Annotated in this window: 26 protein-coding genes, 1 tRNA gene and 1 pseudogene; 15 read left to right on the top strand and 13 right to left on the bottom strand. The window is 69.4% G+C overall.

From position 1 onward, the window contains the following. Nucleotides 1-24 precede the first annotated feature (24 nt). The 6 genes from topA (at nt 25) to ACT26F_RS14580 (ending at nt 8,170) form a co-directional block, all read left to right on the top strand. Nucleotides 25-2,712, top strand: a complete 2,688-nt coding sequence (gene topA / locus ACT26F_RS14605; RefSeq protein ID WP_471671272.1) for a type I DNA topoisomerase — start codon at nt 25-27, stop codon at nt 2,710-2,712. Nucleotides 2,713-2,810: 98 nt separating this feature from the next. Then, nucleotides 2,811-3,626 carry an aquaporin Z gene (gene aqpZ / locus ACT26F_RS14600; protein ID WP_471671271.1) on the top strand — a complete coding sequence of 272 codons (816 nt, stop codon included), beginning with the start codon at nt 2,811-2,813 and terminating at the stop codon, nt 3,624-3,626. A 33-nt stretch (nt 3,627-3,659) separates the two neighbouring features. Further along, nucleotides 3,660-4,853, top strand: a complete 1,194-nt coding sequence (locus tag ACT26F_RS14595) for a low temperature requirement protein A (protein WP_471671270.1) — start codon at nt 3,660-3,662, stop codon at nt 4,851-4,853. A 10-nt stretch (nt 4,854-4,863) separates the two neighbouring features. Further along, entirely contained in the window at nt 4,864-5,526 is a 663-nt protein-coding gene (tmk, locus tag ACT26F_RS14590; RefSeq protein WP_471671269.1) for a dTMP kinase, read from the top strand. Beyond that, the gene (locus ACT26F_RS14585) at nt 5,523-6,653 is read left to right on the top strand and encodes a DNA polymerase III subunit delta' (RefSeq protein ID WP_471671268.1); all 1,131 of its coding nucleotides are present in this window, start codon (nt 5,523-5,525) and stop codon (nt 6,651-6,653) included. The genes tmk and ACT26F_RS14585 overlap by 4 nt, the downstream gene beginning before the upstream one ends. Beyond that, nucleotides 6,650-8,170, top strand: coding sequence for an alpha/beta hydrolase (locus ACT26F_RS14580; protein ID WP_471671267.1), 1,521 nt, complete (start codon nt 6,650-6,652; stop codon nt 8,168-8,170). Before ACT26F_RS14585 ends, ACT26F_RS14580 begins: the two co-directional genes overlap by 4 nt. Nucleotides 8,171-8,185: 15 nt before the next feature. Here ACT26F_RS14580 and ACT26F_RS14575 read toward each other — a convergent pair whose 3' ends face one another. Then, complete coding sequence (locus ACT26F_RS14575; RefSeq protein WP_471671266.1) at nt 8,186-8,473, bottom strand: chorismate mutase; 288 nt, start codon at nt 8,471-8,473, stop codon at nt 8,186-8,188. Between the two features lie 95 nt (nt 8,474-8,568). Between ACT26F_RS14575 and ACT26F_RS14570 the strand changes: the two genes are divergently transcribed. Next, nucleotides 8,569-8,644, top strand: a tRNA-Thr gene (locus tag ACT26F_RS14570). 170 nt (nt 8,645-8,814) lie between these two features. Here ACT26F_RS14570 and ACT26F_RS14565 read toward each other — a convergent pair. Continuing rightward, nucleotides 8,815-9,411, bottom strand: a pseudogene (locus tag ACT26F_RS14565) (tyrosine-type recombinase/integrase); the annotation flags it as partial. 137 nt (nt 9,412-9,548) lie between these two features. On the opposite strand from ACT26F_RS14565, the gene ACT26F_RS14560 reads away from it, so the two are divergent. Then, on the top strand, nt 9,549-10,853 hold the full coding sequence (locus ACT26F_RS14560) for a hypothetical protein (protein WP_471671265.1): 1,305 nt from the start codon (nt 9,549-9,551) through the stop codon (nt 10,851-10,853). Nucleotides 10,854-10,868: 15 nt separating this feature from the next. Here ACT26F_RS14560 and ACT26F_RS14555 read toward each other — a convergent pair whose 3' ends face one another. Continuing rightward, nucleotides 10,869-11,027, bottom strand: a complete 159-nt coding sequence (locus tag ACT26F_RS14555; RefSeq protein WP_471671264.1) for a hypothetical protein — start codon at nt 11,025-11,027, stop codon at nt 10,869-10,871. A 484-nt stretch (nt 11,028-11,511) separates the two neighbouring features. Here ACT26F_RS14555 and ACT26F_RS14550 point away from each other — a divergent pair, with 484 nt between their 5' ends. Further along, nucleotides 11,512-11,661: a hypothetical protein gene (locus ACT26F_RS14550; protein WP_471671263.1), complete on the top strand. Its 150-nt coding sequence runs from the start codon at nt 11,512-11,514 to the stop codon at nt 11,659-11,661. 7 nt (nt 11,662-11,668) lie between these two features. Then, nucleotides 11,669-12,616 carry an SDH family Clp fold serine proteinase gene (locus ACT26F_RS14545; RefSeq protein WP_471671262.1) on the top strand — a complete coding sequence of 316 codons (948 nt, stop codon included), beginning with the start codon at nt 11,669-11,671 and terminating at the stop codon, nt 12,614-12,616. 8 nt (nt 12,617-12,624) lie between these two features. Here ACT26F_RS14545 and ACT26F_RS14540 read toward each other — a convergent pair whose 3' ends face one another. The 9 genes from ACT26F_RS14540 to ACT26F_RS14500 all read right to left on the bottom strand — a co-directional run bounded on the left by ACT26F_RS14540 (nt 12,625) and on the right by ACT26F_RS14500 (nt 19,847). Further along, a complete protein-coding gene (locus tag ACT26F_RS14540) occupies nt 12,625-12,948 on the bottom strand; it encodes a hypothetical protein (protein WP_471671261.1) in 324 nt (107 codons plus the stop codon). A 268-nt stretch (nt 12,949-13,216) separates the two neighbouring features. Beyond that, nucleotides 13,217-13,522, bottom strand: a complete 306-nt coding sequence (locus ACT26F_RS14535) for a hypothetical protein (protein ID WP_471671260.1) — start codon at nt 13,520-13,522, stop codon at nt 13,217-13,219. Next, nucleotides 13,519-13,884, bottom strand: coding sequence for a hypothetical protein (locus ACT26F_RS14530; protein WP_471671259.1), 366 nt, complete (start codon nt 13,882-13,884; stop codon nt 13,519-13,521). Before ACT26F_RS14530 ends, ACT26F_RS14535 begins: the two co-directional genes overlap by 4 nt. 80 nt (nt 13,885-13,964) lie before the next feature. Continuing rightward, a complete protein-coding gene (locus ACT26F_RS14525; protein ID WP_471671258.1) occupies nt 13,965-14,171 on the bottom strand; it encodes a hypothetical protein in 207 nt (68 codons plus the stop codon). Beyond that, entirely contained in the window at nt 14,168-14,359 is a 192-nt protein-coding gene (locus ACT26F_RS14520; RefSeq protein ID WP_471671257.1) for a helix-turn-helix domain-containing protein, read from the bottom strand. The genes ACT26F_RS14525 and ACT26F_RS14520 overlap by 4 nt, the downstream gene beginning before the upstream one ends. A 239-nt stretch (nt 14,360-14,598) precedes the next feature. Beyond that, nucleotides 14,599-16,644 (bottom strand): galactose-binding domain-containing protein, encoded by a 2,046-nt coding sequence (locus tag ACT26F_RS14515; protein WP_471671256.1) that lies wholly within the window; start codon nt 16,642-16,644, stop codon nt 14,599-14,601. Nucleotides 16,645-16,733: 89 nt separating this feature from the next. Then, the gene (locus ACT26F_RS14510; protein ID WP_471671255.1) at nt 16,734-17,252 is read right to left on the bottom strand and encodes a GNAT family N-acetyltransferase; all 519 of its coding nucleotides are present in this window, start codon (nt 17,250-17,252) and stop codon (nt 16,734-16,736) included. 61 nt (nt 17,253-17,313) lie between these two features. Further along, nucleotides 17,314-18,672 carry a hypothetical protein gene (locus ACT26F_RS14505; RefSeq protein WP_471671254.1) on the bottom strand — a complete coding sequence of 453 codons (1,359 nt, stop codon included), beginning with the start codon at nt 18,670-18,672 and terminating at the stop codon, nt 17,314-17,316. Continuing rightward, on the bottom strand, nt 18,669-19,847 hold the full coding sequence (locus ACT26F_RS14500; protein WP_471671253.1) for a pyridoxal phosphate-dependent aminotransferase: 1,179 nt from the start codon (nt 19,845-19,847) through the stop codon (nt 18,669-18,671). Before ACT26F_RS14500 ends, ACT26F_RS14505 begins: the two co-directional genes overlap by 4 nt. Nucleotides 19,848-20,014: 167 nt before the next feature. Here ACT26F_RS14500 and ACT26F_RS14495 point away from each other — a divergent pair, with 167 nt between their 5' ends. The 5 genes from ACT26F_RS14495 to ACT26F_RS14475 are packed head-to-tail and all read left to right on the top strand — an operon-like array spanning nt 20,015 to nt 23,444. After that, nucleotides 20,015-20,662, top strand: a complete 648-nt coding sequence (locus ACT26F_RS14495) for a sortase (protein ID WP_471671252.1) — start codon at nt 20,015-20,017, stop codon at nt 20,660-20,662. Between the two features lie 19 nt (nt 20,663-20,681). After that, nucleotides 20,682-21,326: an orotate phosphoribosyltransferase gene (gene pyrE, locus ACT26F_RS14490; protein ID WP_471671251.1), complete on the top strand. Its 645-nt coding sequence runs from the start codon at nt 20,682-20,684 to the stop codon at nt 21,324-21,326. Beyond that, nucleotides 21,323-21,931: a TrmH family RNA methyltransferase gene (locus ACT26F_RS14485; RefSeq protein WP_471671250.1), complete on the top strand. Its 609-nt coding sequence runs from the start codon at nt 21,323-21,325 to the stop codon at nt 21,929-21,931. Before pyrE ends, ACT26F_RS14485 begins: the two co-directional genes overlap by 4 nt. A 30-nt stretch (nt 21,932-21,961) precedes the next feature. Beyond that, a complete protein-coding gene (gene fbaA / locus ACT26F_RS14480; protein WP_471671249.1) occupies nt 21,962-22,981 on the top strand; it encodes a class II fructose-bisphosphate aldolase in 1,020 nt (339 codons plus the stop codon). Between the two features lie 58 nt (nt 22,982-23,039). Next, nucleotides 23,040-23,444: a DUF3151 domain-containing protein gene (locus ACT26F_RS14475; RefSeq protein ID WP_471671248.1), complete on the top strand. Its 405-nt coding sequence runs from the start codon at nt 23,040-23,042 to the stop codon at nt 23,442-23,444. A gap of 7 nt (nt 23,445-23,451) precedes the next feature. On the opposite strand, the gene ACT26F_RS14470 is transcribed toward ACT26F_RS14475, so the two are convergent. Then, a complete protein-coding gene (locus ACT26F_RS14470) occupies nt 23,452-24,327 on the bottom strand; it encodes a diacylglycerol/lipid kinase family protein (RefSeq protein ID WP_471671247.1) in 876 nt (291 codons plus the stop codon). Nucleotides 24,328-24,349: the final 22 nt, after the last annotated feature.

Here is a 24,349-nt window from a genome sequence, read left to right as displayed (position 1 = left end):
CCACGCCCCTCCATAAGGACCCCCATGACCTCTCTCGTGATCGTCGAGTCGCCCAACAAGGTGCGCAGCATCCAGGCGTACCTGGGCGACGGCTACGTCGTGGACTCGTCGGTGGGACACATCCGCGACCTGCCGCAGAACGCCGACCAGATCCCGGCGAAGTACAAGGGTCAGTCGTGGGCGCGACTCGGCGTCGACGTCGACAACGGCTTCGAGCCCGTCTACGTCGTTCCGGCCGAGAAGAAGGCCCAGATCACGAAGCTGAAGAAGCTGCTCAAGGACGCCGACGAGCTCGTTCTCGCGACGGATGAGGACCGCGAGGGCGAGGCCATCGCGTGGCACCTGTTCGACGAGCTCAAGCCCAAGGTCCCGGTCAAGCGGATCGCCTTCAACGAGATCACGAAGGAGGCGATCCAGCGCGCGATCGCCAACCCCCGTGACATCGACCAGGACCTCGTCGACGCCCAGGAGACGCGCCGCATCCTCGACCGCCTCTACGGCTACGAGGTCAGCCCGGTCCTGTGGAAGAAGGTCATGAGCGGTCTGTCCGCCGGCCGCGTCCAGTCCGTCGCGACCCGGCTCGTGGTCGAGCGCGAGCGCGAGCGGATCGCCTTCCGCGCCGCCTCCTACTGGGACCTCGAGGCCACGTTCGGCTGCGACCTGGAGCCGTCGCAGTTCCCGGCGAAGCTGGCCACGGTCGACGGCAAGCGCGTCGCGTCGGGCTCGAACTTCGACAACACCGGCACGATGAAGGGCGACGTCGTCCACCTCGACGAGGCGCGCGCCGGCGCCCTGGCCGCCGCCCTCGACGGCCGCGACTTCTCGGTGCGTTCGGTCGAGTCCAAGCCCTACACGCGCCGTCCGTACGCGCCGTTCCGGACCACGACGCTGCAGCAGGAGGGGTCGCGCAAGTTCGGCTTCGGTGCCCAGCGCACGATGTCGATCGCCCAGTCGCTCTACGAGGGCGGCTACATCACCTACATGCGTACCGACTCGGTCACGCTCTCGCAGACCGCGATCACGGCGGCGCGCGCCCAGGTCAAGGAGCTGTACGGCGACGCCTACCTGCCCGACAAGCCGCGCGTCTACAGCAGCAAGGTCAAGAACGCCCAGGAGGCGCACGAGGCCATCCGTCCCGCCGGCGAGTCCTTCCGCACGCCGCAGCAGACGGGCCTGTCCGGCGACCAGCTCAGGGTGTACGACCTGATCTGGAAGCGCACGATCGCCTCGCAGATGCAGGACGCGAAGGGCAACCAGGTCTCGATCCGGATCGGTGCGCAGGCCACGAGCGGTGAGGACGTCGAGTTCACGTCGTCGGGCCGCACGATCACGTTCCACGGCTTCCTCAAGGCGTACGTCGAGACCACCGAGGACCCCGACGCCGAGGGCGACGACCAGCAGACCAAGCTGCCCAACCTCAGCGAGGGCGACCTCGTCACCGCCGTCGAGCTGGCCGCGGCCGGCCACCAGACCAAGCCGCCCGCGCGCTTCACCGAGGCCAGCCTCATCAAGGAGCTCGAGGACCGCGAGATCGGTCGACCCTCGACGTACGCCTCGATCGTCAACACGATCCAGAACCGCGGCTACGTCTACAAGAAGGGCACGGCGCTCGTGCCGGCCTGGGTCGCGTTCAGCGTCATCCGGCTCATGGAGCAGCACTTCGGCCGGCTCATCCAGTACGAGTTCACCGCCGAGCTCGAGGACGTGCTCGACGAGGTCTCGCACGGGCGCGAGGAGCGCCTCGCCGTCCTCGGCAGCTTCTGGGCCGGCGAGGGCGAGGGCAACACCGGGCTCAAGCGGCTCATCGAGAACCTGCCCGACATCGACGCGCGCGGACTCGCGACGTTCGACCTCGGAGAGGACATCGCGGTCCGGGTGGGTCGCTACGGCCCGTACGTCGAGGGCCCGCCGATGGTTCCCGCCAAGGAGGGCGGCGAGCTCACGCCCACGCGCGCGAACGTGCCCGAGGACCTGCCGCCCGACGAGCTGACCCTCGAGAAGGCCAAGGAGCTGCTCGCCACGCCGGCCGGACTCGAGAAGCAGCTCGGCACCCACCCGGAGACGGGCCTGGAGATCGTCGCGCGGAACGGCCGCTACGGCCCCTACGTCACCGAGGCGCTGCCCGAGGACGCCAAGAAGGGCGCGAAGGCGCGCACGGCGAGCCTGTTCAAGTCGATGGACCTCGACTCGGTCAGCCTCGACGAGGCCGTGCAGCTGCTGACCCTGCCGCGTGTCGTGGGGACCGACGTCGACGGCGCCGAGATCACCGCCCAGAACGGTCGCTACGGGCCGTACCTCAAGAAGGGCACCGACTCGCGCTCGATCGACACCGAGGACCAGCTGCTCACGATCACCGAGGAGCAGGCCCGCGCGATCTACGCGCAGCCGAAGTCGTACGGCCGCAGGGCCGCCGCGGCACCGCTCAAGGAGCTCGGTGAGGACCCGACGAGCAAGAAGCCGATCGTGGCCAAGAGCGGTCGCTTCGGCACGTACGTCACCGACGGCGAGTACAACGCCACGCTGCGCAAGGACGACGATCTCGAGACCTTGACGCACGAGCGTGCCGTCGAGCTGCTCGCCGAGCGTCGCGCGAAGGGCCCGGCCAAGAAGGGCGCGAAGAAGACCACCAAGAAGGCCACGGCCAAGAAGGCGCCCGCGAAGAAGACGGCGAAGAAGGCCGCCGCCAAGAAGGCACCCGCGAAGAAGTCCTGACGGGTGCGACGCGACTCGTGTCAGCGGTGAGATCCCACCGTTGGCCGGTCGTGGTGCCCTAACGTGTTGTGCACTTCCCCACCGAAGGAGTGCTCATCATGTCCGAAGCACCGAACGACCAGGCCCCCGACGCCTCACTCGAAGAGGTCGTCGAATCGCCTGCCGACATCCCACCGACCGCCACGACCTACACAATGGCCCAGAAGCTGGGCGCCGAGGCACTCGGCACGTTCTGGCTCGTGTTCGGCGGCTGTGGCACGGCCATCTTCGCCGCAACCCCCGTCCCGCAGGGCGCGACCTCGTTCGTGAACGTCGGCTGGCTCGGCGTCGCGTTGGCGTTCGGCCTGACCGTGCTCACCGGCGCGTACGCGTTCGGCCCCGTCTCGGGCGGCCACTTCAACCCCGCCGTCTCCGTCGGCCTCGCCGTCGCGAAGCGGTTCGCGTGGAAGGACCTGCCCGGGTACGTCGTGGCGCAGGTCGTCGGTGCGACGATCGCGGGCGCCGTGCTGCTCGTGGTCGCCAAGGGCATCGACGGCGGCTTCGACCCGGTCGCGACCGGCTTCGCGACGAACGGCTTCGGCGACCGCTCGCCGATGCACTACAACCTGACGTCGGTGATCGTCGCCGAGGTCGTGCTCACGGCGGTCTTCCTGTTCGTCATCCTCGGCGCGACCGCCAAGCGCGCCGCGGTGGGCTTCGCAGGGCTCTCGATCGGCCTCGCGCTGACCCTGATCCACCTGATCAGCATCCCGATCTCGAACACGTCGGTGAACCCGGCGCGGTCGCTCGGCGTCGCCTGGTTCGCCGGCGGGGACGCGATGGAGCAGGTCTGGGTGTTCATCCTCGCCCCGGTCCTGGGTGCCGCGATCGCGGGCTTCGTGCACGCGTTCCTGCTTGGTCCCGACATCGACTGAGGACTGCTCGAACAGGGCGCACCACCGGGTCCGGTGGTGCGCCCTTCCTCGTTCTGGTGGACTGACCCCCGTGTCGTTCATCCGTCCGGTGCCCCGCGTGATCGTGGCGAGTCGCACCGCACCGCCACGCCGCTCGAGCTGCTCACCGATCTGTGTTACGTCGTGGCGATCGCCCAGGCGGCGCTCGGCCTGCACCACGCGATCAGCGAGGACCACCTCCGCGACGGACTCGTGCACTTCGCGATGGCGATGTTCGCGATCTGGCTCGCCTGGCTGAACTTCGCGTGGTTCAACTCCGCGTACGACAACGACGACGTCGTGCACCGGCTGCTGACGATGCTGCAGATCCTCGGCTCGCTCGTGCTGGCCGCCGGCGTGCCGCGGATCTTCGACGGCGACTTCGTGCTGGGCGTCTGCGGCTACGTCATCATGCGCATCGGCCTGCTCGCGATGTGGTTGCGCGCGGCGGCCGGTCACCCGGAGGGCCGGCGGACGGCGCTGCGGTACGCCGGTGGCCTGGCCGCCGTCCAGACCCTGTGGGTGCTCTTCCTGCTCGTGCCGCACGACCTCGGCGCGCCGGTCTTCCTCGTCCTCGCCGCGCTCGACCTGTCGGTGCCGGCGTGGGCCGAGCGCACCGGCACGACGCCGTGGCACCCGCACCACATCGCCGAGAGGTACGGGCTGATGTTCATCATCGTCCTCGGCGAGACGATCCTGTCCACGACCGTCGCGATCCAGACCGCCCTCGACGACGAGGCCATCGGCGCGCAGGTCCTGTTCGTCATCATCGGCGGCCTGTTGATCCTGATGAGCATCTGGTGGCTGTACTTCGCCCGCGAGGCGGCGCCGCTGCTGACCGACAACCGCGTGGGCTTCGCCTGGGGGTTCGGCCACTACTTCATCTTCGCGGCGGCCGCGGCCCTCGGCGCCGGACTGGCGGCCCGCATCGACTACTACGACCACCACTCCGAGGTGTCGGACCTCGTCACGTCGGCCTTTGTGACGGGTCCGGTGATCGTCTTCCTGGTGTCGCTGTGGGTGTGCGTCATCCGCATGCACGACGCGAGCGTGCGCTCGTGGGGACCGCTCGTCGTGCTGGTCGCGGTGCTCGTGGCGGTCACGTGGCTGCCCTACTCGGAGCTGTGGGCTGGGCTGGTCTGCGTCCTGCTGCTCGTCGCCGAGTTGCGGCTCGCCCCGGCCCGGGTCGGTGTCGGGATCCCCGACTAGGCTCGCCCCCATGCAGCCGTCACCGGATCCGCTGGTCACCGAGATCGGCGTCTTCGTCGCCTTCGAGGGTGGCGAGGGATCGGGCAAGTCCACCCAGTCGCAGTTGCTCGCGCAGTGGATCGGATCGCGCGGCCACGACGTCGTGCTCACGCGCGAGCCCGGCGGCACCGAGGTCGGCGGACGACTGCGTGCGATCCTGCTCGACCCGGCCACGGGCGCCCTCTCCCCGCGCACCGAGGCGCTCATCTACGCCGCCGACAAGGCCGAGCACGTCGACACCATGATCCTGCCCGCGTTGGCCGACGGCGCCGTCGTCATCACCGATCGGTACGTCGACTCCACGCTCGCCTACCAGGGGGCGGGCCGTGCCCTGCACGTCGGCGAGCTCGAACCGCTCGCACGCTGGGCCACGGCCGACCTGCGACCCCACCTGACGGTCGTCCTCGACGTCGATCCGCGCATCGGCCTCGGCCGGGCCGGCGAGCCCGACCGGATCGAGGGCGAGCCGGTCGAGTTCCACGATCGCGTCCGCCGCCACTTCCTCGACCTCGCCGCGGCCGATCCGGCGCACTACGTCGTGGTCGACGCCGGCGGGACGCCCGAGCAGATCCACGAGACCGTCCGCGCCGCCGTCGAGCCGTGGCTCACGCAGGCCCGGCTGGAGGTCTCGTGACGGCGCCCGTGTGGTCCGAGCTGGTCGGTCAGGACCAGGTCGTCGAGACGCTCAGCGCCGCCGTCGCCGGCCAGATGACGCACGCGTGGCTGTTCACGGGGCCGCCGGGCTCCGGTCGATCGAACGCCGCGGTGGCGTTCGCGACCGCGCTGCAGTGCGAGCAGGGCGGCTGCGGCACGTGCCGGTCCTGCGTCACGGCCGCGGCCGGCAGCCACCCCGACATCGCGATCATCAACACCGACGGCCTCAGCATCGGCGTCGACGCCGCCCGTGACGCGGTCCGCCGCTCAGCGCTGCACCCGTCGGTGGGCCGCCACCAGGTGATGATCGTCGAGGACGCCGACCGGCTGACCGACCAGGCCGCCAACGCGTTGCTCAAGTCCATCGAGGAGCCGGCCCCCGCGACGGTGTGGCTGCTGTGCGCCCCGGCGATCGAGGACGTCATCATGACGATCCGCTCGCGGTGCCGTCCCGTCCTGTTGCGCACGCCACCGGCCGCGGCGATCGCCCGGTTGCTGCACGAGCGCGACGGCGTCGAGCCCGACGTCGCCCGCCGTGCCGCCGCCGCCTCGCAGGGCCACATCGGTCGAGCCCGCGGTCTCGCCCGCGACCCGCAGGCGCGGGAGCGTCGGGCCGAGATCCTCGCGCTGCCGGTCGGCCTGCGCGGTCTGGGCGACTGCCTCGAGGCGGCCCGCCGGATCGACCAGGAGGCCTCGGCCCGCGCCGAGGTGCGCTGCGACGCGCTCGACGCGCGCGAGCTGTCCGACCTGCGCGAGTCCTGGGGCGTGGAGGACCGCGGCCGCCGGCCGGCCGGCTACGCCGGGGCACTCTCGTCGATGACCAAGGAGCAGGAGCGCCGCCGCAAGCGCATGGCGCGCGACGCGATCGACGGCGTGCTGCTCGATCTGCTGTCGTTCCAGCGTGACGTGCTGGCCCTCCAGCTCGGCACGGGCGTCGAGCCGATCAACGCCGATGTCGCCGACGACGTGAGCACGATGGCGGGGCGTACGACACCCGAACGGACGCTCGCGTCGATCGACGCGATCGTCGGCTGCCGTGACGCGCTCGAGGCGAACGCCGCTCCGCAGCTGGCTCTCGAGCACATGATGGCGAGGTTCCTCGGATGAAGCGTCTCGTCGTGATCCTCATGGTCGTGCTGCTGGCCCTCGCGCTCGTCGGCACGGGGGTGTCGTTGATCGCCGGCACCGATCACGCGGCCGAGGTCCCGCCGGCCACGGGTGAGCAGGCACCGGCCGGCCTCGAGCGCTTCTACGACCAGAAGCTGTCGTGGTCGAACTGCGGCGAGGAGAGGTGCACGACCGTCGAGGTGCCGGTCGACTACGCCCAGCCCGACGGCGAGACGCTCCGGCTCGCGGTCCGCCGGGTCCCGGCAACGGGGGACGGTGGCCAGGTGATCTTCGCCAACCCCGGTGGTCCGGGAGGTTCGGCGCAGGACTTCGTCGGCTACCTCGCGTCCGAGCTGTCCGACGACCTGCGCAGCACGCATGACGTCGTCGGCGTCGATCCGCGCGGAGTCGGCGAGAGCACGCCACTGGAGTGCCTCTCCGACGAGAAGTTCGACGCCTTCATCGACACCGACCCCGATCCCGACGACGCGGCCGGGATCGCGGCGCTCACCGCGTCGGTCCGTGGCATGGGGGCCGCGTGCGAGCAGAACTCCGGCGCGCTGGCCGCGCACGTCTCCACCGAGGAGGCTGCCCGTGACCAGGACGTCGTCCGGGCCCTGCTCGGGCAGGAGAAGATGATCTGGTTCGGCTTCTCGTACGGCACGCAGCTGGGCGCGACGTACGCCGACCTGTTCCCCGACAAGGTCGGCCGCATGGTCCTCGACGGGGCGATCGACGTCACCCTCGACGCGGTCCACTCCGGCCTCGGCCAGGCCAAGGGCTTCCAGCTCGCGCTCGAGTCGTACCTGGCGCACTGCATCGACAAGGGCAACTGTCCCGTCGGCGACTCGGTCGAGGCGGGGATGACCACGATCACGGGCCTCATGCAGCAACTCAGCGCGCAGCCGCTGGCCGTCGAGGGTGGCCGTCAGCTGACCGAGGGCCGCGCCTTCTACGGGATGGCGATGGCCCTGTACTCCCAGGAGTCGTGGGGCTACCTGACGCAGGCCCTCGACGGGCTCGTCAAGGGCGACGGGCAGGTGCTGCTCCTGCTCAGCGACGCCTACTTCGAGCGACAGTCCGACGGGACCTTCGCGAACAACTCGGGCCAGGTCATCTACGCCGTCAACTGCCTCGACACCAACGACGCTCCCGGCGTCGCGGGCACCCAGGCGGCGCTGCCGGAGTTCCGCAAGGTCTCGCCGGTGTTCGGCGCCGCGCTCGGCTGGGGCGTCATGGCGTGTCACGACTGGCCGATCAAGGGCGAGCACCCCCAGCAGGCGGTCACGGCGGCCGGCGCACCCCCGATCCTCGTCGTCGGCACGACCCGCGACCCCGCGACCCCGTACGAGTGGTCGCAGGCGATGGCCTCACAACTGCAGTCGGGCGTCCTGCTCACCCGCGAGGGCGACGGCCACACGGCCTACACGTCGGGCAACTCATGCATCACCCAGGCGGTCGACGCCTACCTCGAGGACGGCACGGTCCCGGCGGACGGCACGGTCTGCCCGGAGTAGCGCTGGGAGGTCCGGTCAGTCGCGGATGGCCTCGTGGTGGCGGATGACCTCGCTGATGATGAAGTTGAGGAACTTCTCGGCGAAGGCGGGGTCGAGGTCGGCCTCGATCGCCTTCTCGCGCAGCCGCTCGATCTGACGCGACTCGCGGTCGGGATCGGCGGGCGGCAGGTCATGGTCGGCCTTGAGCCGACCCACCCGCTTGGTGCACTTGAAGCGCTCGGCGAGCAGGTGCACGAGTGCGGCGTCGATGTTGTCGATGCTGCCGCGAATGTCGTCGAGCTCGGCCCTGGTCGCTGCGTCCACGCGCCGATCATACGGTGGGACACCCGGTTTCCCGCCGGACCCGTCGGGCGGGTATAGTTCCCACTTGGTTCGGCGGGCGATCCTCGCCGGATCGTGCCGCCTTAGCTCAGTCGGTAGAGCATCTCACTCGTAATGAGAAGGTCGTCGGTTCGATTCCGACAGGCGGCTCCACGAAGCTCGTTGGAATGGCGCGGATTTCCTGCAATCGCAGGGTCCGCGCCTTCGTCATTTGGGGCCGAGGCGGTCACAGAATGGTCACGCGGCTGCTCCGAGGCCCTGCGGGGGATCAGCGCGGCAGCCCGTTCGGCGGCATCGCGGCCGACGCCCTCGAGCAGGTGGCTGTACGTGTCCAGGGTGATGGCGAGTGACGAGTGACCGAGGAGCTTCGATACGACCTCGATTGGCGTCCCGGCGGCGAGCATCAGGGACGCGGCGCCGTGCCGCAGGTCGTGCAGTCGCACCTGCCGCACGCCGGCGGCCTTGGCGAGGTCGCCAAACCGCTTCGAGATCCGCGACGGGTCGTAGGGTCGTCCGTTCTCTTGGGCGAACACGAGGTCGTGATCCTCGTACGCCTCCGCCCACTTCGCGCGTTCCGCGTCCTGAGTGAGTCGGTGGGCGAGCAGGGCTCCGACCGTGTGCGAGTTGAGTTCGACGATGCGACCCGTACCGGCATCGGTCTTCGGCTGTGCGAAGCGCATGGACCCGAGCAGCTGCTGACGAACGACGAGCCGACCAGCTGTGAGATCGACGTCCGCCCAGCGAAGGCCCAGTGCTTCGCCGCGTCGCAGCCCGGTGGAGGCCATCGTCTCGAACAGGCTGCCGAGGCGGTCGGTCACGACGTGGTCGAGGAACTGGCCCAGCTCGGCGGGCTGCCAGGGGTCGACCTCGGGCCGCCTGGCCGCAGGCAGATCGACATGCGCCGCCGGATTGAAGGACATGCGGCGCGTCTTCACTGCTCAAGGACCCCGCCAAGCAGTCTGCCGCCGCCATCAATCTGTTCGGCGACCCGCTCACCGAGATCGGCACGGACAAGATTCCGGCGTTCCTGCAGGCCCTCGACGACGGCGGCCAAGGCATGGACGACGTCGCCGGCGCGGCCAAGCGCCTCGACCACACCCTCAACGACAACGCCTCGGCCACGTTCGGCAAGTGGAAGAACCGCGCCGAGCTCGCCTTCCTCGGCCTCGGCAACTGGGCCATCCCGGCCATCAACGACGCCGCGATCGCGCTCGACGAGAAGCTCGGGCCGGCGCTCTCCTCGGTGAGCGGCTGGTTCGCCGATGTCGGCCGCAAGACGAACAGCATCCTCGAGCCGATCGGCGGAGCGAAGAACGCTGCCCTGTTCCTCGGCGGGGCACTCATGACCGTGCTGGTCCCTGCCCTGATCGCGTGGGGTGTGCAGTCGACGGTCGCCGGCGCGAAGTCCGTCGTCGCGTGGACCCTCTCCCAGTGGTCCGCGATCAAGTCGATTGCAGTGCAGGGCGCGGGACTGATCTACATCGCCGCGATGTGGGTGCTCATGGGGGCGCAGTCGCTCCTCGGCGCTGCTCGCGTCGCCGCGGCTTGGCTGATCGCGCTCGGGCCCATCGGGCTCGTCATCGCCGCCGTGGTCGCCATCGCCATCCTGATCGTGAAGAACTGGGACTGGATCAAGGCCAAGACCAAGGCCGCGTGGGAATGGATCGTCGGGGTCGTGAAGGCCGCACCGGGCAAGATGCTGTCGTTCTTTCTGAACTGGTCCTTGCCCGGCCTGATCATCAAGCACTGGGCCACGATCAAGGCCGTGTTCTCCGCCGGGATCGACAAGATCGTCTCTCTGGTGTCCGGGCTGAAGAGCAAGGTCACCGGCGCGATCTCCGGCGCGACATCGTGGCTGATCGGCGTCGGCGAAGACATCATGAACGGCCTCATCCAAGGCATCGAGAACGGCTTCGCGTGGGTCCGGAGCAAGCTCTCCGGAGTCGGCGGCATGATCCCTGGCTGGCTGAAGAAGGTCCTCGGGATCAACTCCCCGTCGAGGGTGATGCGCGACGAGGTCGGCCAGTGGATCCCCGCGGGCGTCGCCGAGGGCATCGTCGGCGGGACGCCCGAGGTCCGGTCCGCTGTCGAGGCGATGGCCGGGATGGCGCTGGCGCCGCTCACCGGCAGCGCCCAGATGGGCGTCATCGGGTCCCTGTCGGGCGGCTCGCCGATCGAGGCCGGGCCATTCGATGGACTCGGCGGCGGCGGGACGCGAATCGGGACTGTCGAGCTCTCGCCCAAGTCTGTTCAGGCGGTCGCCGACGCGGTGGTCGCTGGCTCGCGCAACATCAGCGTCCGGACGGTCGACTACCGCGAGTACGAGAACAACATTCCGTCCCCCGACGGGGGCCTGTCCTGAGATTCTCGGTGCTCCTCAGTCCTCGCTGACGTAGCCGCGCGACAGCCGACGCGCCTTCCCGAGCTGCCGGCGCACCGACACCGGCTCACGCGCCGCACGACCAGCGCCGCGGCGCTTGTGCGGCTTGCACAAGGGGCAGCCCTTGAACGAGCGGGAGGGGTGCTGGGCGGTCATGGATCCAGAGTGCCCGCTCCGACGGGGAACTCCACAACGCTAGTTGGAGGTGACCGAGGCGGCCTTCCAAGATCCAGGCGCGAATAGGGCGACCACATCTTCTCCGCCGTTGGCGAACCTCATCACGTACAGGTGCCCGTCCCGAGCATCCAGATAGGTGCCAGCTTCGAACGATCTCGAGACTTCGTGGCCCGACGTGGGGCTCTCCAGTTGAGTGACTACCTTTACGGCCATCAGTTCCTCCTTGGGTTGGGTCGGTTTTCTCGATCGAGAACATGAGAGCAGCGCGCACTGACAGAAACCTGTCGCGAGACGTGTATCGCCCGCTGTCACGTGTCGACTGTCGCGAGTACGAGAACGCCATCCCCACCCCGACGGAGGTCTCTCGTGACCTTCACCCGCCGTCGCCGATCATGGCCGATTTACGGGACCGCGTGGGCAAATCTTCAGTCTTTGCCAAGCTGCGCGTGCAATACTCACCCGCATGAGCGCACCCGTCGATCCGATGGCGAATCTGGAAAACCTCTATCAGGAGTACGCGACGGCGGTCGAACTCGCAAACGGATCGCGAACGGAGATCGTCAGCTATTGGGCACCGGCACCGCCACCTCTCACTCTCACGGCGCGCGTCTGAACTTCGAATGGCCACGTGGAATGAACTGCTGAACGAAGTCAACAGGCTCGGGGGAGCCGCGCGCGACGAATGGTTCAGTACCAAGTTGAGCGAGTCCATCGCGCAGCTCTCGGAGGAGCGTGGCGGCCGAAACGTGCTCGTCTACTTCTCAGCGTTCCTGCAGAAGGGCGATGTTCCACCTGGGCACATCATCATGATGCCCGAGGACGTGAATGGCTTCATGGCGTGCTTCCACGGCATGGACCCATCCAAGGGGCTCACGGTCCTTATGCATACGCCGGGCGGCGCCACCATGGCAGTGCAGAGTCTGGTCGAGTACACCCGCTCGAAGTTTGATGACGTAGAGGTCATCGTTCCTGCGTTCGCGATGTCAGCTGGAACTATGTTTGCGTTGGCTTCCGACCGGATCATTCTGGGTCGCCAGAGCCAGCTTGGGCCCATCGACCCGCAGCTCTCATTCGGCGGCCGCCAGCATTCGGCAAGATCTATCGTCGAGCAGTTCGAACAGGCTCGCCGAGAGATCGTCGGCGATCCGGACAAGGGAGCACCGGCCAATCCGGCCGCTGCGAACCTGTGGGCACCTGTGCTTGGTTCGTTCGCACCGTCTCTGCTTCAGTTCGCGAACGATCAGCTTGAGTTCTCGGAAAAGATGGTCGCTGGCTGGTTGGCGAGTTACATGTTCGAGGGAGACTCCGCGAAGGCAAACGCAGTCGCCAACTTCTTCAACGACGCCTCACACCACAAGAGCCACGACAAGCGCATCGGGATCGAGGAAGCGAAGGCCCAGGGCCTGCTGGTCGAGCAGCTTGAGGACAATCAGAAGCTCCAAGAGACAGTCCTGACGCTCTACCATTTCCTCACGATCTTGGTTGAGCAAACCCAGACCACGAGGATTCTCTCTTCAGGGAGCGGTCGAAACTGGATGAAAAGCTGGGCAGGGGTTCAGGCAAACTGACTCGTCTCTCAGAGGCCGAACCACGCATCACCCCACACCTGGAACGGGTGCATCCCGAGCAACTCGATCGCGAGCTGGTCGGCGAGCCTCCACGACAGGTACCCCGCCTCGAGGCCACGCCACCACGCTCGCTCGCAGCGGATCAATCGGCGCCCGTCAAGCGTCGCCCGCACGGTCGCCCAACCGCCGGCCAGACCGACTTGCTGAGCGAGTGGTTCCATCGGCAGCACCCTGGCCAGGCCCTGCCCGGCGTAGTCGCCGGACAGGACCTGCAGCGCCTCCTCGCGCTTGCGTACCGCCAGAGGCACGCGCTCGACGATCTCGGCGGCCATCACGCAGCCCCTGACCGCTGGGCCGTGCCTACGAACAGGCGCAGAGCGTCCATGAGCGCCTGCACCTCGTGCAGCGGCACTGTGGCCATCTCTGTACCCACGCGGACCTCCACGACGGCCGCACGTCCCCGGAGCGGCCGCACAAGGCGCAGCGTGACGCCCGCGACCGCTGTAGCTGTGGACCGGCACGCGCCGGTGTGCGCCCGCCGCCGGCCACGCCCGCGCTGCTCGCACCAGAACGGGCACGCGGCTGCGCCCACGCCGCGGCTCATCGCGAGCCACCCTTGCGCCATGCCGCGCGGCGAACGGAGATGTCCTCAAGGATCGCGACGCACTGGCGGCAATCGTCCTCCTCGGGCACCGGCCAAGCGATGCCATCGGGGTCCCGCGCCACGTCCACGAGCCTCTCCGTCGGGTCGAACGGTTGGCCCCATCGCCCGCAGAAGCTGCGCACTTCCACGCCGAGGTACAGCGCGGTCCGCAGCTCGTGAACGGGGTACAGGTGGTTGTCGCTGTCGTCGGCCTCCGGGGTCTCCGGCTCGGTGCGCACTGCTTCGCTGATGTCGGTGATCATCGCTCGACCGCCTTCATGAGCCGCTCCACTTCGGCCGCTGCGCGCAGGAGAGCTGCCGCAGACGCTCGGAGTGCGGCGAGAGTCTCGGCATTGCTGTTGTCGCCGGCGTCGACGTAGAGGATCGTGTGGTCGATCGGTCCGAAGTATCGGACCAGCACGTTCGAATCTCCCACGCGGTCGACACTCGTCGCGTAGTCGTCGAATCGGGTGTCGACCAGGGTTCCGACCAGGGTTCCGACCAGATCGTCGCTGCAGCGCAGGTCGACCGTGGCCTCTCCTCCGCCGAATCGCAGCCAGAGTCGCTCGAAGGTGGTCGTGCAGGTGGGGACGTCCTGTCGGACGTCGTCGCTACGGTTCTTCATGGGTTCGTTCCTTGTCTCTGAAGGTTCGGATCAAGGCCTCGTCCTGGCGCTGCAACGCTGGGTCGGGGCCGTCTTGCGGCTTAGGGGTCGGACCTCTTTCCTCGTGTGAGCGGGGGCAGGCCGCGGTCGGCGCGGATCAGGTCCTCGAGCTCGTCGACCGGCGGACCGGTGGGCGTGTAGCAGGCTTCGGCGAGTTCGCGGGGCGTCATCTGGGCCGCTGCGATCTCGCCGACAGCGAGGACTTCGCCGGCCTTGCGGATCGCTTCGGGCGACGGGCGGCCGTTCATGCCGTCACCTCGCCGCTGAGCCAGGCGTCGACGTCGGTGCGGCGGATGTGGAGCTTCCCGGCCTTGACGTGCTGAGTGGCTCTGAGCGACTCGTTCGCGATCGCGCGGCGGACCGTGCAGACGGACACGCCGGCGTACTCGGCGGCCTGCGCGACGCCGAACCAGTGCCGCTCATTCAGATTGGTCATGGCCCCACCCTTCCGGTGAGCACCGACAGTCCCAACATGGTCACGGATTGGTCACAGACCCGCGATGACGACCGATCTGTCGCGATGACGGCAGAGCACGAGATCGCTGGAATCCGAGCGGTGAGAGCAGGTCCGGTCATTCCGGGTCACCGCCGATCACATCGTCGTCGCGACTCGTAATGAGAAGGTCGTCGGTTCGATTCCGACAGGCGGCTCCACGCCGGATCCGGCTTTCAGCCTCAGCTGTAGATCCCGAACTCCTTGATCGAGTAGCCGTAGATCGTGGCACGGGTGTTCCCCTTGAAACGGACGTAGCGCGCCGACGTCGACAGTCGGATCGTGTCGGTGCCGCCGTCGCCGTTCGTGATGGTGGCGGCGTCGGTCCAGTCGGTGCCGTTCTGGGAGACCTGGATCCGGTAGGCCTTGGCGTACGCGGCCTCCCAGTCGATCGTGACCTTCGAGACCTGGCGGGTCGCGCCGAGGTCGACCTGCAGCCACTCCTGGTTCTTGCCCCACGCGCTGGACCAGCGGGTCGACAGGTTGCCGTCGGTCGCGCGGTCGGCCTTGTAGTTGGCCAGCAGGCTCCACTCGTAGGAGCTCGCCGTCGTCGTGCCCGTGCGGGCCAGGTTCGCGCCGGGCACGTAGGAACTCGTCGCGTTCCACGTGCGCAGGTACGACGCCGCGCCCGCGTTCAGGTCGTCGACGATCGGCGAGCCGGCGAGCTGGCGCAGGCTCTCGACCCAGTCCGGCAGCAGGCCGTAGTGCGGGACGCCGTCGGTGTTGTAGTCCCACGTCCGCTGGCCCGTCACCTGCTTCGTCATCGTCGTGCCGTCGGGGGTGGTGAACGGGTAGCTGATCTTCGCGGCGGCCGTGGCGGGCGGTGCCGCGGTGCCGCCGAAGCCGTTCATGTCGGTGCCGTAGCCGTAGCCGACGCCGTACTGGTCGCGCAGCGCCTTCGTCTCGGCCCACTCCTTCACGAACGACTCGGCGTCGTGGCCGTACTGGGTCGCGAAGCCGCCGAGCGAGTAGAGCCGGTCCATGTACGTCGTGGCCATCCAGTCGTGGCTCGACACCGCGCCGGGGTAGCCCGCGGACTCCAGGATCGACAGGGACTGCCCGGCCGCCTTCGCGCTCATGTGGTCGAGCTCGACGATCATGCCGCGCTTGATCATGCCGCGCAGGGCGTACTCGCCCAGCTCGGTCAGGCCCTTCGGATTGCAGTGCGGGCCCGCGGGATAGAGCGGCACCGCGGCCGGCAGGCCCGGGACGCTCAGCTCCTTCGGCAGGACCCCGCCGATCACGGTGTTGTCGGGGACCTCGCCGGCCTTGCACGGCTGGGGGTTCCACCACGTCCCGGTCGTCAGGAACTGGCCGGCGTTGACGAGCAGCCCGGTGGTCCCGGCGTCGTACCGGACGCCGCACAGGGCGTTGTCGAACTTGTGGCACAGGAACATGCTCGAGACGCCCTTGCCACGGAGCTCGTCGAGGCCCTTGTCGATGTCGGCCTTCGTGCAGTTCGGCACGCCGAGGGTCTGCTTGCAGCCGAACGGCTCGGAGACCTCGACGCCCAGGACGACGGCGAGCTTGCCCTGCTCCACGACCGACCTCGCCTCGGCGGGGGTCTTCACGACCCGGTACCAACCCTGGCCGGCGCCGCCGTACTGCCGGTCGATGAAGTCCTGCAGGTCGTACGTCGACTTGATCTCGCGGCGTACCGAGTCCATGTCGTCGCAGCTGTACGTGTTGGGTCCGGCGACGACGCCCAGGATTGGGCACAGGCCCGGGTTGGACACCATGTCGTTGACCATGATGCGCTGGCCGCCGCGCCACGCCCGCTCGACCCACTTGTAGTACATCTGCTGGTGCGTCAGCGACGAGTAGGTCGGCCAGTCCTTGAACGTCGGCCAGCCGGTCGTGTCGTGCGGATCGAGGATCCCGCGACCGGCCGCCGAGTTGGTGAGGTTCTCCAGGATCGAGACCCGGTGGTTCGGGCAGTCCTTGAGCGCGTCGGCGATGCCGCGCTCGCTCCAGACCGCGCCGCAGACGGCGTTGCCGCCCATCCCGAGGTTCATGAACATGTGGGTGTGCGCGTCGACGTAGCCGACGACATCGCCGTTCGCGTCGGTCCCGCGATGCGGCTCGCCCGTCGCGTCGACCTCGGACTCGGGCGAGGGCGTCGACGTCGCGACCCACCACCCCGACTCTGCCGACGCGGCTGCGCCACCTGCCACCAGCAGCAGTGCGCCGAGCGCCCCGATCAGCATGGCCTTGAGCGTGCGTCCCATGTCCACCCCTCGATCCCCAGTTCCCCTGAGGGGACTCTAGGGGTGACCCGCGTCACATGCCAACTGCGAGTTACCCCGCCTACGCGGACTCACCCCGCGACCGCCGAAGCCGGCAGTCGACCCGACAGTGCGAGGAGTTCGTCGCCGTCGATCCGGTACGTCTCCCAGACCTCCATCTGCTCGCCGCCGTGGTCGACGAGGGCCTGGCGCAGGGTGTTGCGGTGCAGGACCTGGCCCTCCACCCGGCTGAATCCGTGGCCCACGGCGAAGCGTGCGAGCTCGGTCATGAGGGCGAGTCCCGCGCCATGGCCGCGGATGGCGGGGTCGACGTAGAAGTCCTCGACGTGCAGGCCCGGAGCGGCGTCCCACGTCGAGTACGTGCGGTACCACAGGACCATTCCCGCGACCCGTCCGTCGACGTCGGCGACGTGCGCACCGAGGACGGGACGGGTCCCGAACAGCTGGCTGCGCAGGGTGGGACCGTCCATCCGGCAGCGGGTGCCCTCTCCGTGGAAATCGGCCAGGGCGTGGATCATCTCGACGAGTCGGGGCACGTCCGTCACGGCGGCGGCGCGGACCTTCGGGGCGGTGGTTCGGGTGGGGGTCATGCACGGAGTCCCTTCGTCAGATGAAGCAGATGGGCTCCATGCTGGCAGTGGGACGCCTTCTTCAGTACCTCGCGACGCCCGGTTGCGGTCCTCGCAGGCCGTCGACGCGACCCACGAAGCGATCCGGGTCCTCGCCGCGGGTCGGGGCGCAGACGGTCGTCTCGACCGTGGCCGCGAGGCCCACGGCGGTCTGCGTCTCGATGTCGATCGTCCGCTTCGCCGGCCACGCGTCGTCGAGGTCGAACACCGCGGCGTAGGTCCAGGTGCCGAGCCGGCCCCAGCGGGCGGAGGGGAACATCATCTCCAGTCGCCGCGCGACCACGAACATCACCTCGTCCTCGCGCGCGCCGGGATCGGACGGCAGGACGTCGACGCGGACGGCCGCGCCACCGCCGTCGACGGCGTCGCGCAGCAGGGTCACGAGGGCGCGTCGGCCGAGCGTCTGGGTGCCCGGATCGTGACCGGCCAGCGCGCCCGAGACGGCCGGGAAGGACTCCTGGTCCACGCTCGACCGGACGGGACGCAGCATCACGACCCAGCTGCGCCGCTCGGCGCGGGCGGTCGGGTCGACGGAGTGGACGTGTGCCGCCGTGCGCATGCGCCCACTGCGCAGCTCGAGGTCGATCTGGACGCCGTCCTCGAACGGCACCGGGCGTCCGAGGAGTTGCATCGAGGTCATCGCGCGGCTCGGCCTCAGGCCCGTGATCAGCTCGATGAGGCGGCCCGCCGTGCCGTTCCAGTCCTTGAGGTGGCCGCCGCCGTCGAACACGAACAGGAACACGCCGATCGAGTTCAACAGGCTGTCCGCGCGGGCGATCGAGGTGCTCCAGTCCTCGGGGTGCCGCGCCACCCAGACCGAGAACGCCGCACCGAGGACGAGGACGAAGTGCGTCCGCTCGCTCCCGGCGACCTCGAGGGCGATGATCGAGATCACGATCACCTGCGAGATCAGGACGAAGATCCGCACCCGCCGCTCCGGATCGCGCTGGCGGGCGTTGAGGGTCAGGATCACGCTCAGCAGCAGCACGAAGCAGTACGCGACGTGCACGATGAACACGGGGGTCTCGCGGAAGTCGGTCGACTCGAGGTCCGGGAACACGACGACGCGGGCGAGGACGATGAGCACCGGCTCGGCGATGAAGATGACCGCCAGCAGCGGAGGGATCCGCCATGCGCCGGCCACGAGTCGCTGGGCCGCGACGTACGCCGACGACGCGGAGATCGACGCGGCCGCGAGGGCGCAGGCGTTCCCGGCCAGAGGGGAATCGGGACCCGCGGTGACCCAGGCCGCGGCCACTGACCAGAGGGCGGCGCCGAGGCACAGCATGACGACCGGGATCCCGGCGGGCGACTTGCGCACGGGCACGAGCAGGGCACACACCACGGCGACCGCCGCTGCCACCAGGTCCGCGCCGATCACGCAGTCATTGTCTCAGCCGCGGCCCGCAATCGGCTGAGCGCGTCGGTGAGCACCTCGGGTTTCTTGCAGAAGGCCCAACGGACGAGGCTGCGGCCCGGATTGGTGCCGTCCGGACGGTCGTCGTGGAACACCTGATGGGGAATCGCGACGACCCCGGCGTGTCGCGGCAGGGCCCGGCAGAACTCGAGGCCGTCGGTGAAGCCCAGGCCCGACACGTCCGTCGTGACGAAGTACGTGCCGTCGGGCACGAACACCTCGAAGCCGACGTCGGCGAGTCCGGCGCACAGCAGGTCGCGGCGCTCCCGCAGGCGGTCGGCGACGTCGGTGAAGAAGGCGTCCGGCAGGTCGAGAGCCATCGCGACCGCGGGCTGGAACGGTGCGCCCGAGGTGTAGCTGAGGAACTGCTTCGCGCCCATCACGGCCGAGACCAGCGCGGCCGGCCCCGTCGCCCAGCCCACCTTCCAGCCGGTGAACGAGAACGTCTTGCCCGCGCTGCCGATCGTGACGGTGCGCTCGGCCATCCCCGGCAGCGTCGCGATCGGCACGTGCGGGACGCCGAAGGTGAGGTGCTCGTAGACCTCGTCGCTGATCACGACGAGGTCGTGCTCGATCGCCACCGCGGCCACGGCGGAGAGCTCGTCGCGCGTGAGCACGGCGCCGGTCGGGTTGTGCGGGCTGTTGAGCACGATCGCCGTCGTGCGGTCCGTGACGGCGGCCCGGAGCTCGTCGACGGGCAGCCGGAAGTCCGGGGCCCGCAGGGTGACCGCACGATGCCGGGCGCCGGCCATCTGGATCATCGCGCGGTAGGAGTCGTAGTACGGCTCGAGGACGAGGACGTCGTCGCCCGGGTCGACGAGGCCGAGCAGCGCCGCGGCGATCGCCTCGGTGGCGCCCGTCGTCACGACGACCTCGCGGTCGGGGTCGAGCTCGATGCCGTGGAAGCGCCGCTGATGTCTCGCGATCGCCGCGCGCAGCTCCGGGATGCCGATGCCGGGCGGGTACTGGTTGTGACCCGACTCGATCGCGGCGATCGCGGCCGCCTTGATCTCGTCCGGTCCGTCCTCGTCGGGGAACCCCTGGCCGAGGTTGATCGAGCCGGTCGCGACCGCGAGCGCGCTCATCTCGGCGAAGATCGTGGTGCCGAGACCGTCGAGGCGGGCGCTCCGGTGCTTCACACCCTGAAGATATAGGTCGGCCCGCCGTTCTCGGGGGGTGAAACGGCGGACCGACGGCAGGATCAACGGCCTTGAGGCTCCTCAAACCTGCGCTTCCAGCATACATGCCGTCCGCGGAGGCCGGGAGTCGATTCGTTGAATTCTTCACGAAAGGCACAATGAGGGCCATGGCCTCCTCGACACGGCGCCGCACCGGCTCGCGCCTGCTCCTGGTCCTGGGTCTCGTGCTGGTCCTGACCGGTGTGGGAATCCTCGGCTGGGTGGCGTGGCAGTACTGGGGCACGAACGTGGTGTCGCAGCGCGAGCACGAGCGGATCCGGACCGAGATCACGCACGACTGGGCCCAGGGCGAGAAGTCCATCGCGGGTGTGGGCCTGCTGCGCGTCCCGCGCTTCGGCGACGAGTACGAGGTGCCGATCCTCGACGGCGACGACCCGGCCACGCTCGCGAAGGGCGTCGGCCGGTACGAGGACGGCGCCGAGCCCGGCCAGATCGGCAATCTCGTGCTGTCCGGCCACCGCGTCACGCACGGCGAGCCGTTCCGCGACTTCCTCGAGCTGAAGAAGGGCGACGAGGTCGTCGTGGAGACGCAGCGATACATCTACACCTATCGGTTGCGCCAGGACGGTGACGAGATCCGTGTCCCGTTCACGACGTCGTGGCCGCTGTGGCCCGTGCCGGACCCCGACGCCGAGGGCGAGCCGGCGACGAAGGCCGTCGTGACGCTCGTGACGTGCTCCGAGCTGTTCCACACCGACGACCGCAGCGTCGTCGTGGGCGATCTGGTCACGACGGTGGACAAGCAGGCGGACTGACCGCCTCTACCCTTGTCGGGTGCACGACTACCAACGCCGCTTCATCGAGTTCGCCCTCGAGCACGACGTGCTCACGTTCGGTGAGTTCACGCTCAAGTCCGGACGCGTCTCGCCGTACTTCTTCAACGCGGGAGCCTTCGACACCGGCGCCCGACTCGCGGCGCTCGGCGGGTTCTACGCCGACGCGGTGACGGCTGCCGGGGTGGAGTTCGACGTGCTCCTCGGTCCGGCCTACAAGGGCATTCCGCTCGCGGCCGCCACGGCGGTGCAGCTCGCGCAGGGTCACGGCCGCGACGTCCCGTGGTGCTTCAACCGCAAGGAGGTCAAGGACCACGGTGAGGGCGGCCTGTTCGTGGGCGCCGCGCCCCGCGGCCGGCTGCTCGTGATCGACGATGTCATCACGGCGGGCACCGCGATCCGCGAGGTGATCGCCCTCGTCGACGGTCTCGACGCATCGGTCGCCGGCGTGCTCGTCGCGGTCGACCGGCGTGAGCGCGGGACGGGCGACCTCTCGGCGATCCAGGAGGTCGAGCGCGACTTCGGCCTCGCCGTCCACGCAATCGTCTCGTTCGACGACATCATCGAGTACCTCGAGCAGACCGGCCGGTTCGCCGAGCACCTCCCCGCGGTCCGCGCCTACCGCGACCGCTACGGCGTCGCGTGACGGTCGGCCCCTGGGTCGGAGCCTGGCCGGACGACGACCGCTACGACCCCGAGCTGCTGCGCGACGGCGACGCGCGCAACGTCGCCGACCGGTACCGCTACTGGACCGTCGAGGCGATCGTCGCCGACCTCGACACGCGCCGGCACGGCTTCCACGTCGCGATCGAGAACTGGCAGCACGACTTCAACATCGGCTCGATCGTGCGCACCGCCAACGCCTTCAACGCCGCCGGCGTCCACGTGATCGGGCGGCGCCGCTGGAACCGTCGCGGTGCGATGGTGACCGATCGCTACGTGCACGTGCACCACCACACCGACGTCGCCGCCTTCGCGCAGTGGGCGCACGAGGCGGGCGTCGTGATCGTGGGCATCGACAACCTGCCGGGAGCCGTCGCGCTCGAGTCGACCGACCTGCCGCGCGACTGCGTCCTGCTGTTCGGCCAGGAGGGACCCGGCCTGTCACCGGAGGCCGGCGAGGCGTGCGAGCTGATGGTCGCGATCGCCCAGTACGGGTCGACGCGCTCGATCAACGCGGGCGCCGCGGCGGCCGTCGCGATGCACGCCTGGATCCGCGATCACGCCGAACCCCCTCCGGTGGAATACTGACAGCGACAGCCGCTCCCAGCAGGAGGACCCATGCCCGTCGCCACTCCCGAGATCTACGCCGCGATGCTCGACAAGGCGAAGGCCGAGTCCTTCGCCTACCCCGCGATCAACGTCTCGTCGTCCCAGACCCTCAACGCCGCGCTCGCCGGCTTCGCCGAGGCGGAGAGCGACGGCATCATCCAGGTCTCCACGGGCGGAGCCGACTACTGGTCCGGCCCGACGATCAAGAACATGGTCAGCGGTGCGCTCGGCTTCGCCGCGTTCGCGCAGGAGGTCGCCAAGAAGTACCCGATCAACGTCGCGCTGCACACCGACCACTGCCCGAAGGACAAGCTCGACGGCTTCGTCCGCCCCCTGCTGGACGAGTCGATCGCGCGCGTGCAGGCCGGCGGCCTGCCCTACTTCCAGTCGCACATGTGGGACGGCTCGGCGATCGACCTCGGTGAGAACCTCGAAATCGCCCGCGAACTGCTGGCCAAGGCGCACAGCGCGAACATCATCCTCGAGGTCGAGATCGGTGCCGTCGGCGGCGAGGAGGACGGTGTCACCGGCGCGATCGACGACAACCTCTACACCAAGCCCGAGGACGCTGTCGCCACCGTCGAGGCACTCGGCCTAGGCGAGCAGGGCCGCTACCTGACGGCACTGACGTTCGGCAACGTGCACGGCGTCTACAAGCCCGGCAACGTCAAGCTGCGCCCCGAGGTGCTCGAGACCGCGCAGGCGACGATCAAGGAGAAGTACGGCCGCGACCACTTCTTCGACTTCGTCTTCCACGGCGGTTCGGGCTCGCTGCCCGAGGAGATCTCGGCGGCGGTCGACTACGGCGTCGTCAAGATGAACGTCGACACCGACACCCAGTACGCCTTCACCCGCCCGATCGCGGGGTGGATGCTCGCGAACTACGAGGGCGTCCTGAAGGTCGACGGCGAGGTCGGCAACAAGAAGCAGTACGACCCGCGCGCGTGGGGCAAGGCCGCCGAGGCGGGCATGTCCGCCCGCGTGGTCGAGGCCTGCCAGAACCTCCGCTCGGCCGGCACGAAGGGCTGAGGGGTCCGCTGATGGCCGCAGGTCCTCCGGCGACCTGCGGCCGCGTAGGCTGGCGGCCGTGACGAACCTGCTGGGAGAACCGCCCGAGACCCTGCTTCCCGACGACCCGGGCGGAGCGTTGCTCGGCGAGGGTGTCGAGCCCGCCGAGGTCGCGCGACAGCACCCCGACTCCACGCTCGCCTGGGCGTTGCTCGCCGATGCCGCCCTGGCCGACGGACGCGACCTCGAGGGCTACGCCTTCGCGCGCACGTCCTACCACCGCTCGCTCGACGCGCTGCGTCGCAACGGCTGGCGCGGTCACGGCCCGGTGCCGTGGTCGCACGACGGCAACCGGGGCTTCCTGCACGCCCTCGCCGCCCTCGCCACCGCGAGCGAGCGACTCGGTGACGTCGAGGAGGCGCACCGCTGTCGCGAGTTCCTGCGCGAGTCGAGCCGCGAGGGCTACGACGCGCTCGTCCGGTAGGCGCCGTTCAGCTCGGCAACTGCATGACCAGACCGCCGGGTTGCACGTGCCACGTGCGCTCCCGCTGGGCCTCGGTCAGCTCGCCGTCGGTCGTGCAGCGCATCCCGTCGCCGATCACGTGCACGCGCTGGGCCTGCGTGTAGTGCACGAAGTCCTGCTCCGGGTGCGTCCCGCGGCGTAGGTGCAGGGCGTAGGCGATCCGCTTCGGCACGGTCGAGGCGAATGCCACGGCCACGTCCAGCTTCCCGTCGTCGACGACCGCGTGCGGCAACAGCTCACCGCCGCCGCCGACGAACCGCCCGTTCCCGACCGCAACCTGCGCGACGCGACCCTGCAGCGTGTCGTCGTCGATCGTCACGCGCACGTCGGCGGAGCGGGTGAACAGCGTCGAGACCGCCCCCAGGGCGTAGGCCAACCGCCCCAGGATCGGCTTGACCGGCTCGGCACGGGCGGCCGCCTCGGCGCCGATCCCGACATGGGCGGCATTGACCACGACCGTGCCGTCGCCGTCGACGACGAGGTCGATCTCGCGCAGCGTCCCGTGCGCCACGGCGGTCGCGGCCGCGACCGCGTCCTCGGGCAGCTCGATCGTGCGCGCGAAGTCGTTGCCCGTCCCGAGCGGCACGAGGGCGACGGCCGTCGCGGGCAGCCGGCCCGCGTCGTACAGCGCCTGGACGACGGCGTGCAGGCTGCCGTCGCCGCCGAGCGCGGCGACGATCTCGGCCTCGGGGTGTCGCTCGAGCGTCGCCGCGAGATCGTCCGGGTCCTTCGTCGCGACGTGGGTGACCTCGGCCGTCTCGCGCAGGGCGCTGACGCAGGCCTCGACGATCTCGGCATCGGACGATCCGGCATCGGCGTTGCTGATCGCGAGGAGTCGGGGCATGGTCCCGACCCTAGTGGTGAAG

It is taken from the genome of Aeromicrobium sp. SP1 (assembly GCF_055663785.1).
Note: the sequence above shows the minus strand (reverse complement) of the source record. Positions and strands in the feature narration are given on the sequence as shown.

What these genes read in the sequence shown, in the direction of transcription:
- topA (WP_471671272.1), top strand. Translation starts at nt 25, where the DNA reads ATGACCTCTCTCGTGATCGTCGAGTCGCCCAACAAGGTGCGCAGCATC.
- aqpZ (WP_471671271.1), top strand. Translation starts at nt 2,811, where the DNA reads ATGTCCGAAGCACCGAACGACCAGGCCCCCGACGCCTCACTCGAAGAG.
- tmk (WP_471671269.1), top strand. Translation starts at nt 4,864, where the DNA reads ATGCAGCCGTCACCGGATCCGCTGGTCACCGAGATCGGCGTCTTCGTC.
- ACT26F_RS14580 (WP_471671267.1), top strand. Translation starts at nt 6,650, where the DNA reads ATGAAGCGTCTCGTCGTGATCCTCATGGTCGTGCTGCTGGCCCTCGCG.
- ACT26F_RS14560 (WP_471671265.1), top strand. Translation starts at nt 9,549, where the DNA reads ATGGACGACGTCGCCGGCGCGGCCAAGCGCCTCGACCACACCCTCAAC.
- ACT26F_RS14555 (WP_471671264.1), bottom strand. Translation starts at nt 11,027, where the DNA reads ATGACCGCCCAGCACCCCTCCCGCTCGTTCAAGGGCTGCCCCTTGTGC.
- ACT26F_RS14550 (WP_471671263.1), top strand. Translation starts at nt 11,512, where the DNA reads ATGAGCGCACCCGTCGATCCGATGGCGAATCTGGAAAACCTCTATCAG.
- ACT26F_RS14545 (WP_471671262.1), top strand. Translation starts at nt 11,669, where the DNA reads ATGGCCACGTGGAATGAACTGCTGAACGAAGTCAACAGGCTCGGGGGA.
- ACT26F_RS14540 (WP_471671261.1), bottom strand. Translation starts at nt 12,948, where the DNA reads ATGGCCGCCGAGATCGTCGAGCGCGTGCCTCTGGCGGTACGCAAGCGC.
- ACT26F_RS14535 (WP_471671260.1), bottom strand. Translation starts at nt 13,522, where the DNA reads ATGATCACCGACATCAGCGAAGCAGTGCGCACCGAGCCGGAGACCCCG.
- ACT26F_RS14530 (WP_471671259.1), bottom strand. Translation starts at nt 13,884, where the DNA reads ATGAAGAACCGTAGCGACGACGTCCGACAGGACGTCCCCACCTGCACG.
- ACT26F_RS14525 (WP_471671258.1), bottom strand. Translation starts at nt 14,171, where the DNA reads ATGAACGGCCGCCCGTCGCCCGAAGCGATCCGCAAGGCCGGCGAAGTC.
- ACT26F_RS14520 (WP_471671257.1), bottom strand. Translation starts at nt 14,359, where the DNA reads ATGACCAATCTGAATGAGCGGCACTGGTTCGGCGTCGCGCAGGCCGCC.
- ACT26F_RS14515 (WP_471671256.1), bottom strand. Translation starts at nt 16,644, where the DNA reads ATGGGACGCACGCTCAAGGCCATGCTGATCGGGGCGCTCGGCGCACTG.
- ACT26F_RS14510 (WP_471671255.1), bottom strand. Translation starts at nt 17,252, where the DNA reads ATGACCCCCACCCGAACCACCGCCCCGAAGGTCCGCGCCGCCGCCGTG.
- ACT26F_RS14495 (WP_471671252.1), top strand. Translation starts at nt 20,015, where the DNA reads ATGGCCTCCTCGACACGGCGCCGCACCGGCTCGCGCCTGCTCCTGGTC.
- fbaA (WP_471671249.1), top strand. Translation starts at nt 21,962, where the DNA reads ATGCCCGTCGCCACTCCCGAGATCTACGCCGCGATGCTCGACAAGGCG.
- ACT26F_RS14470 (WP_471671247.1), bottom strand. Translation starts at nt 24,327, where the DNA reads ATGCCCCGACTCCTCGCGATCAGCAACGCCGATGCCGGATCGTCCGAT.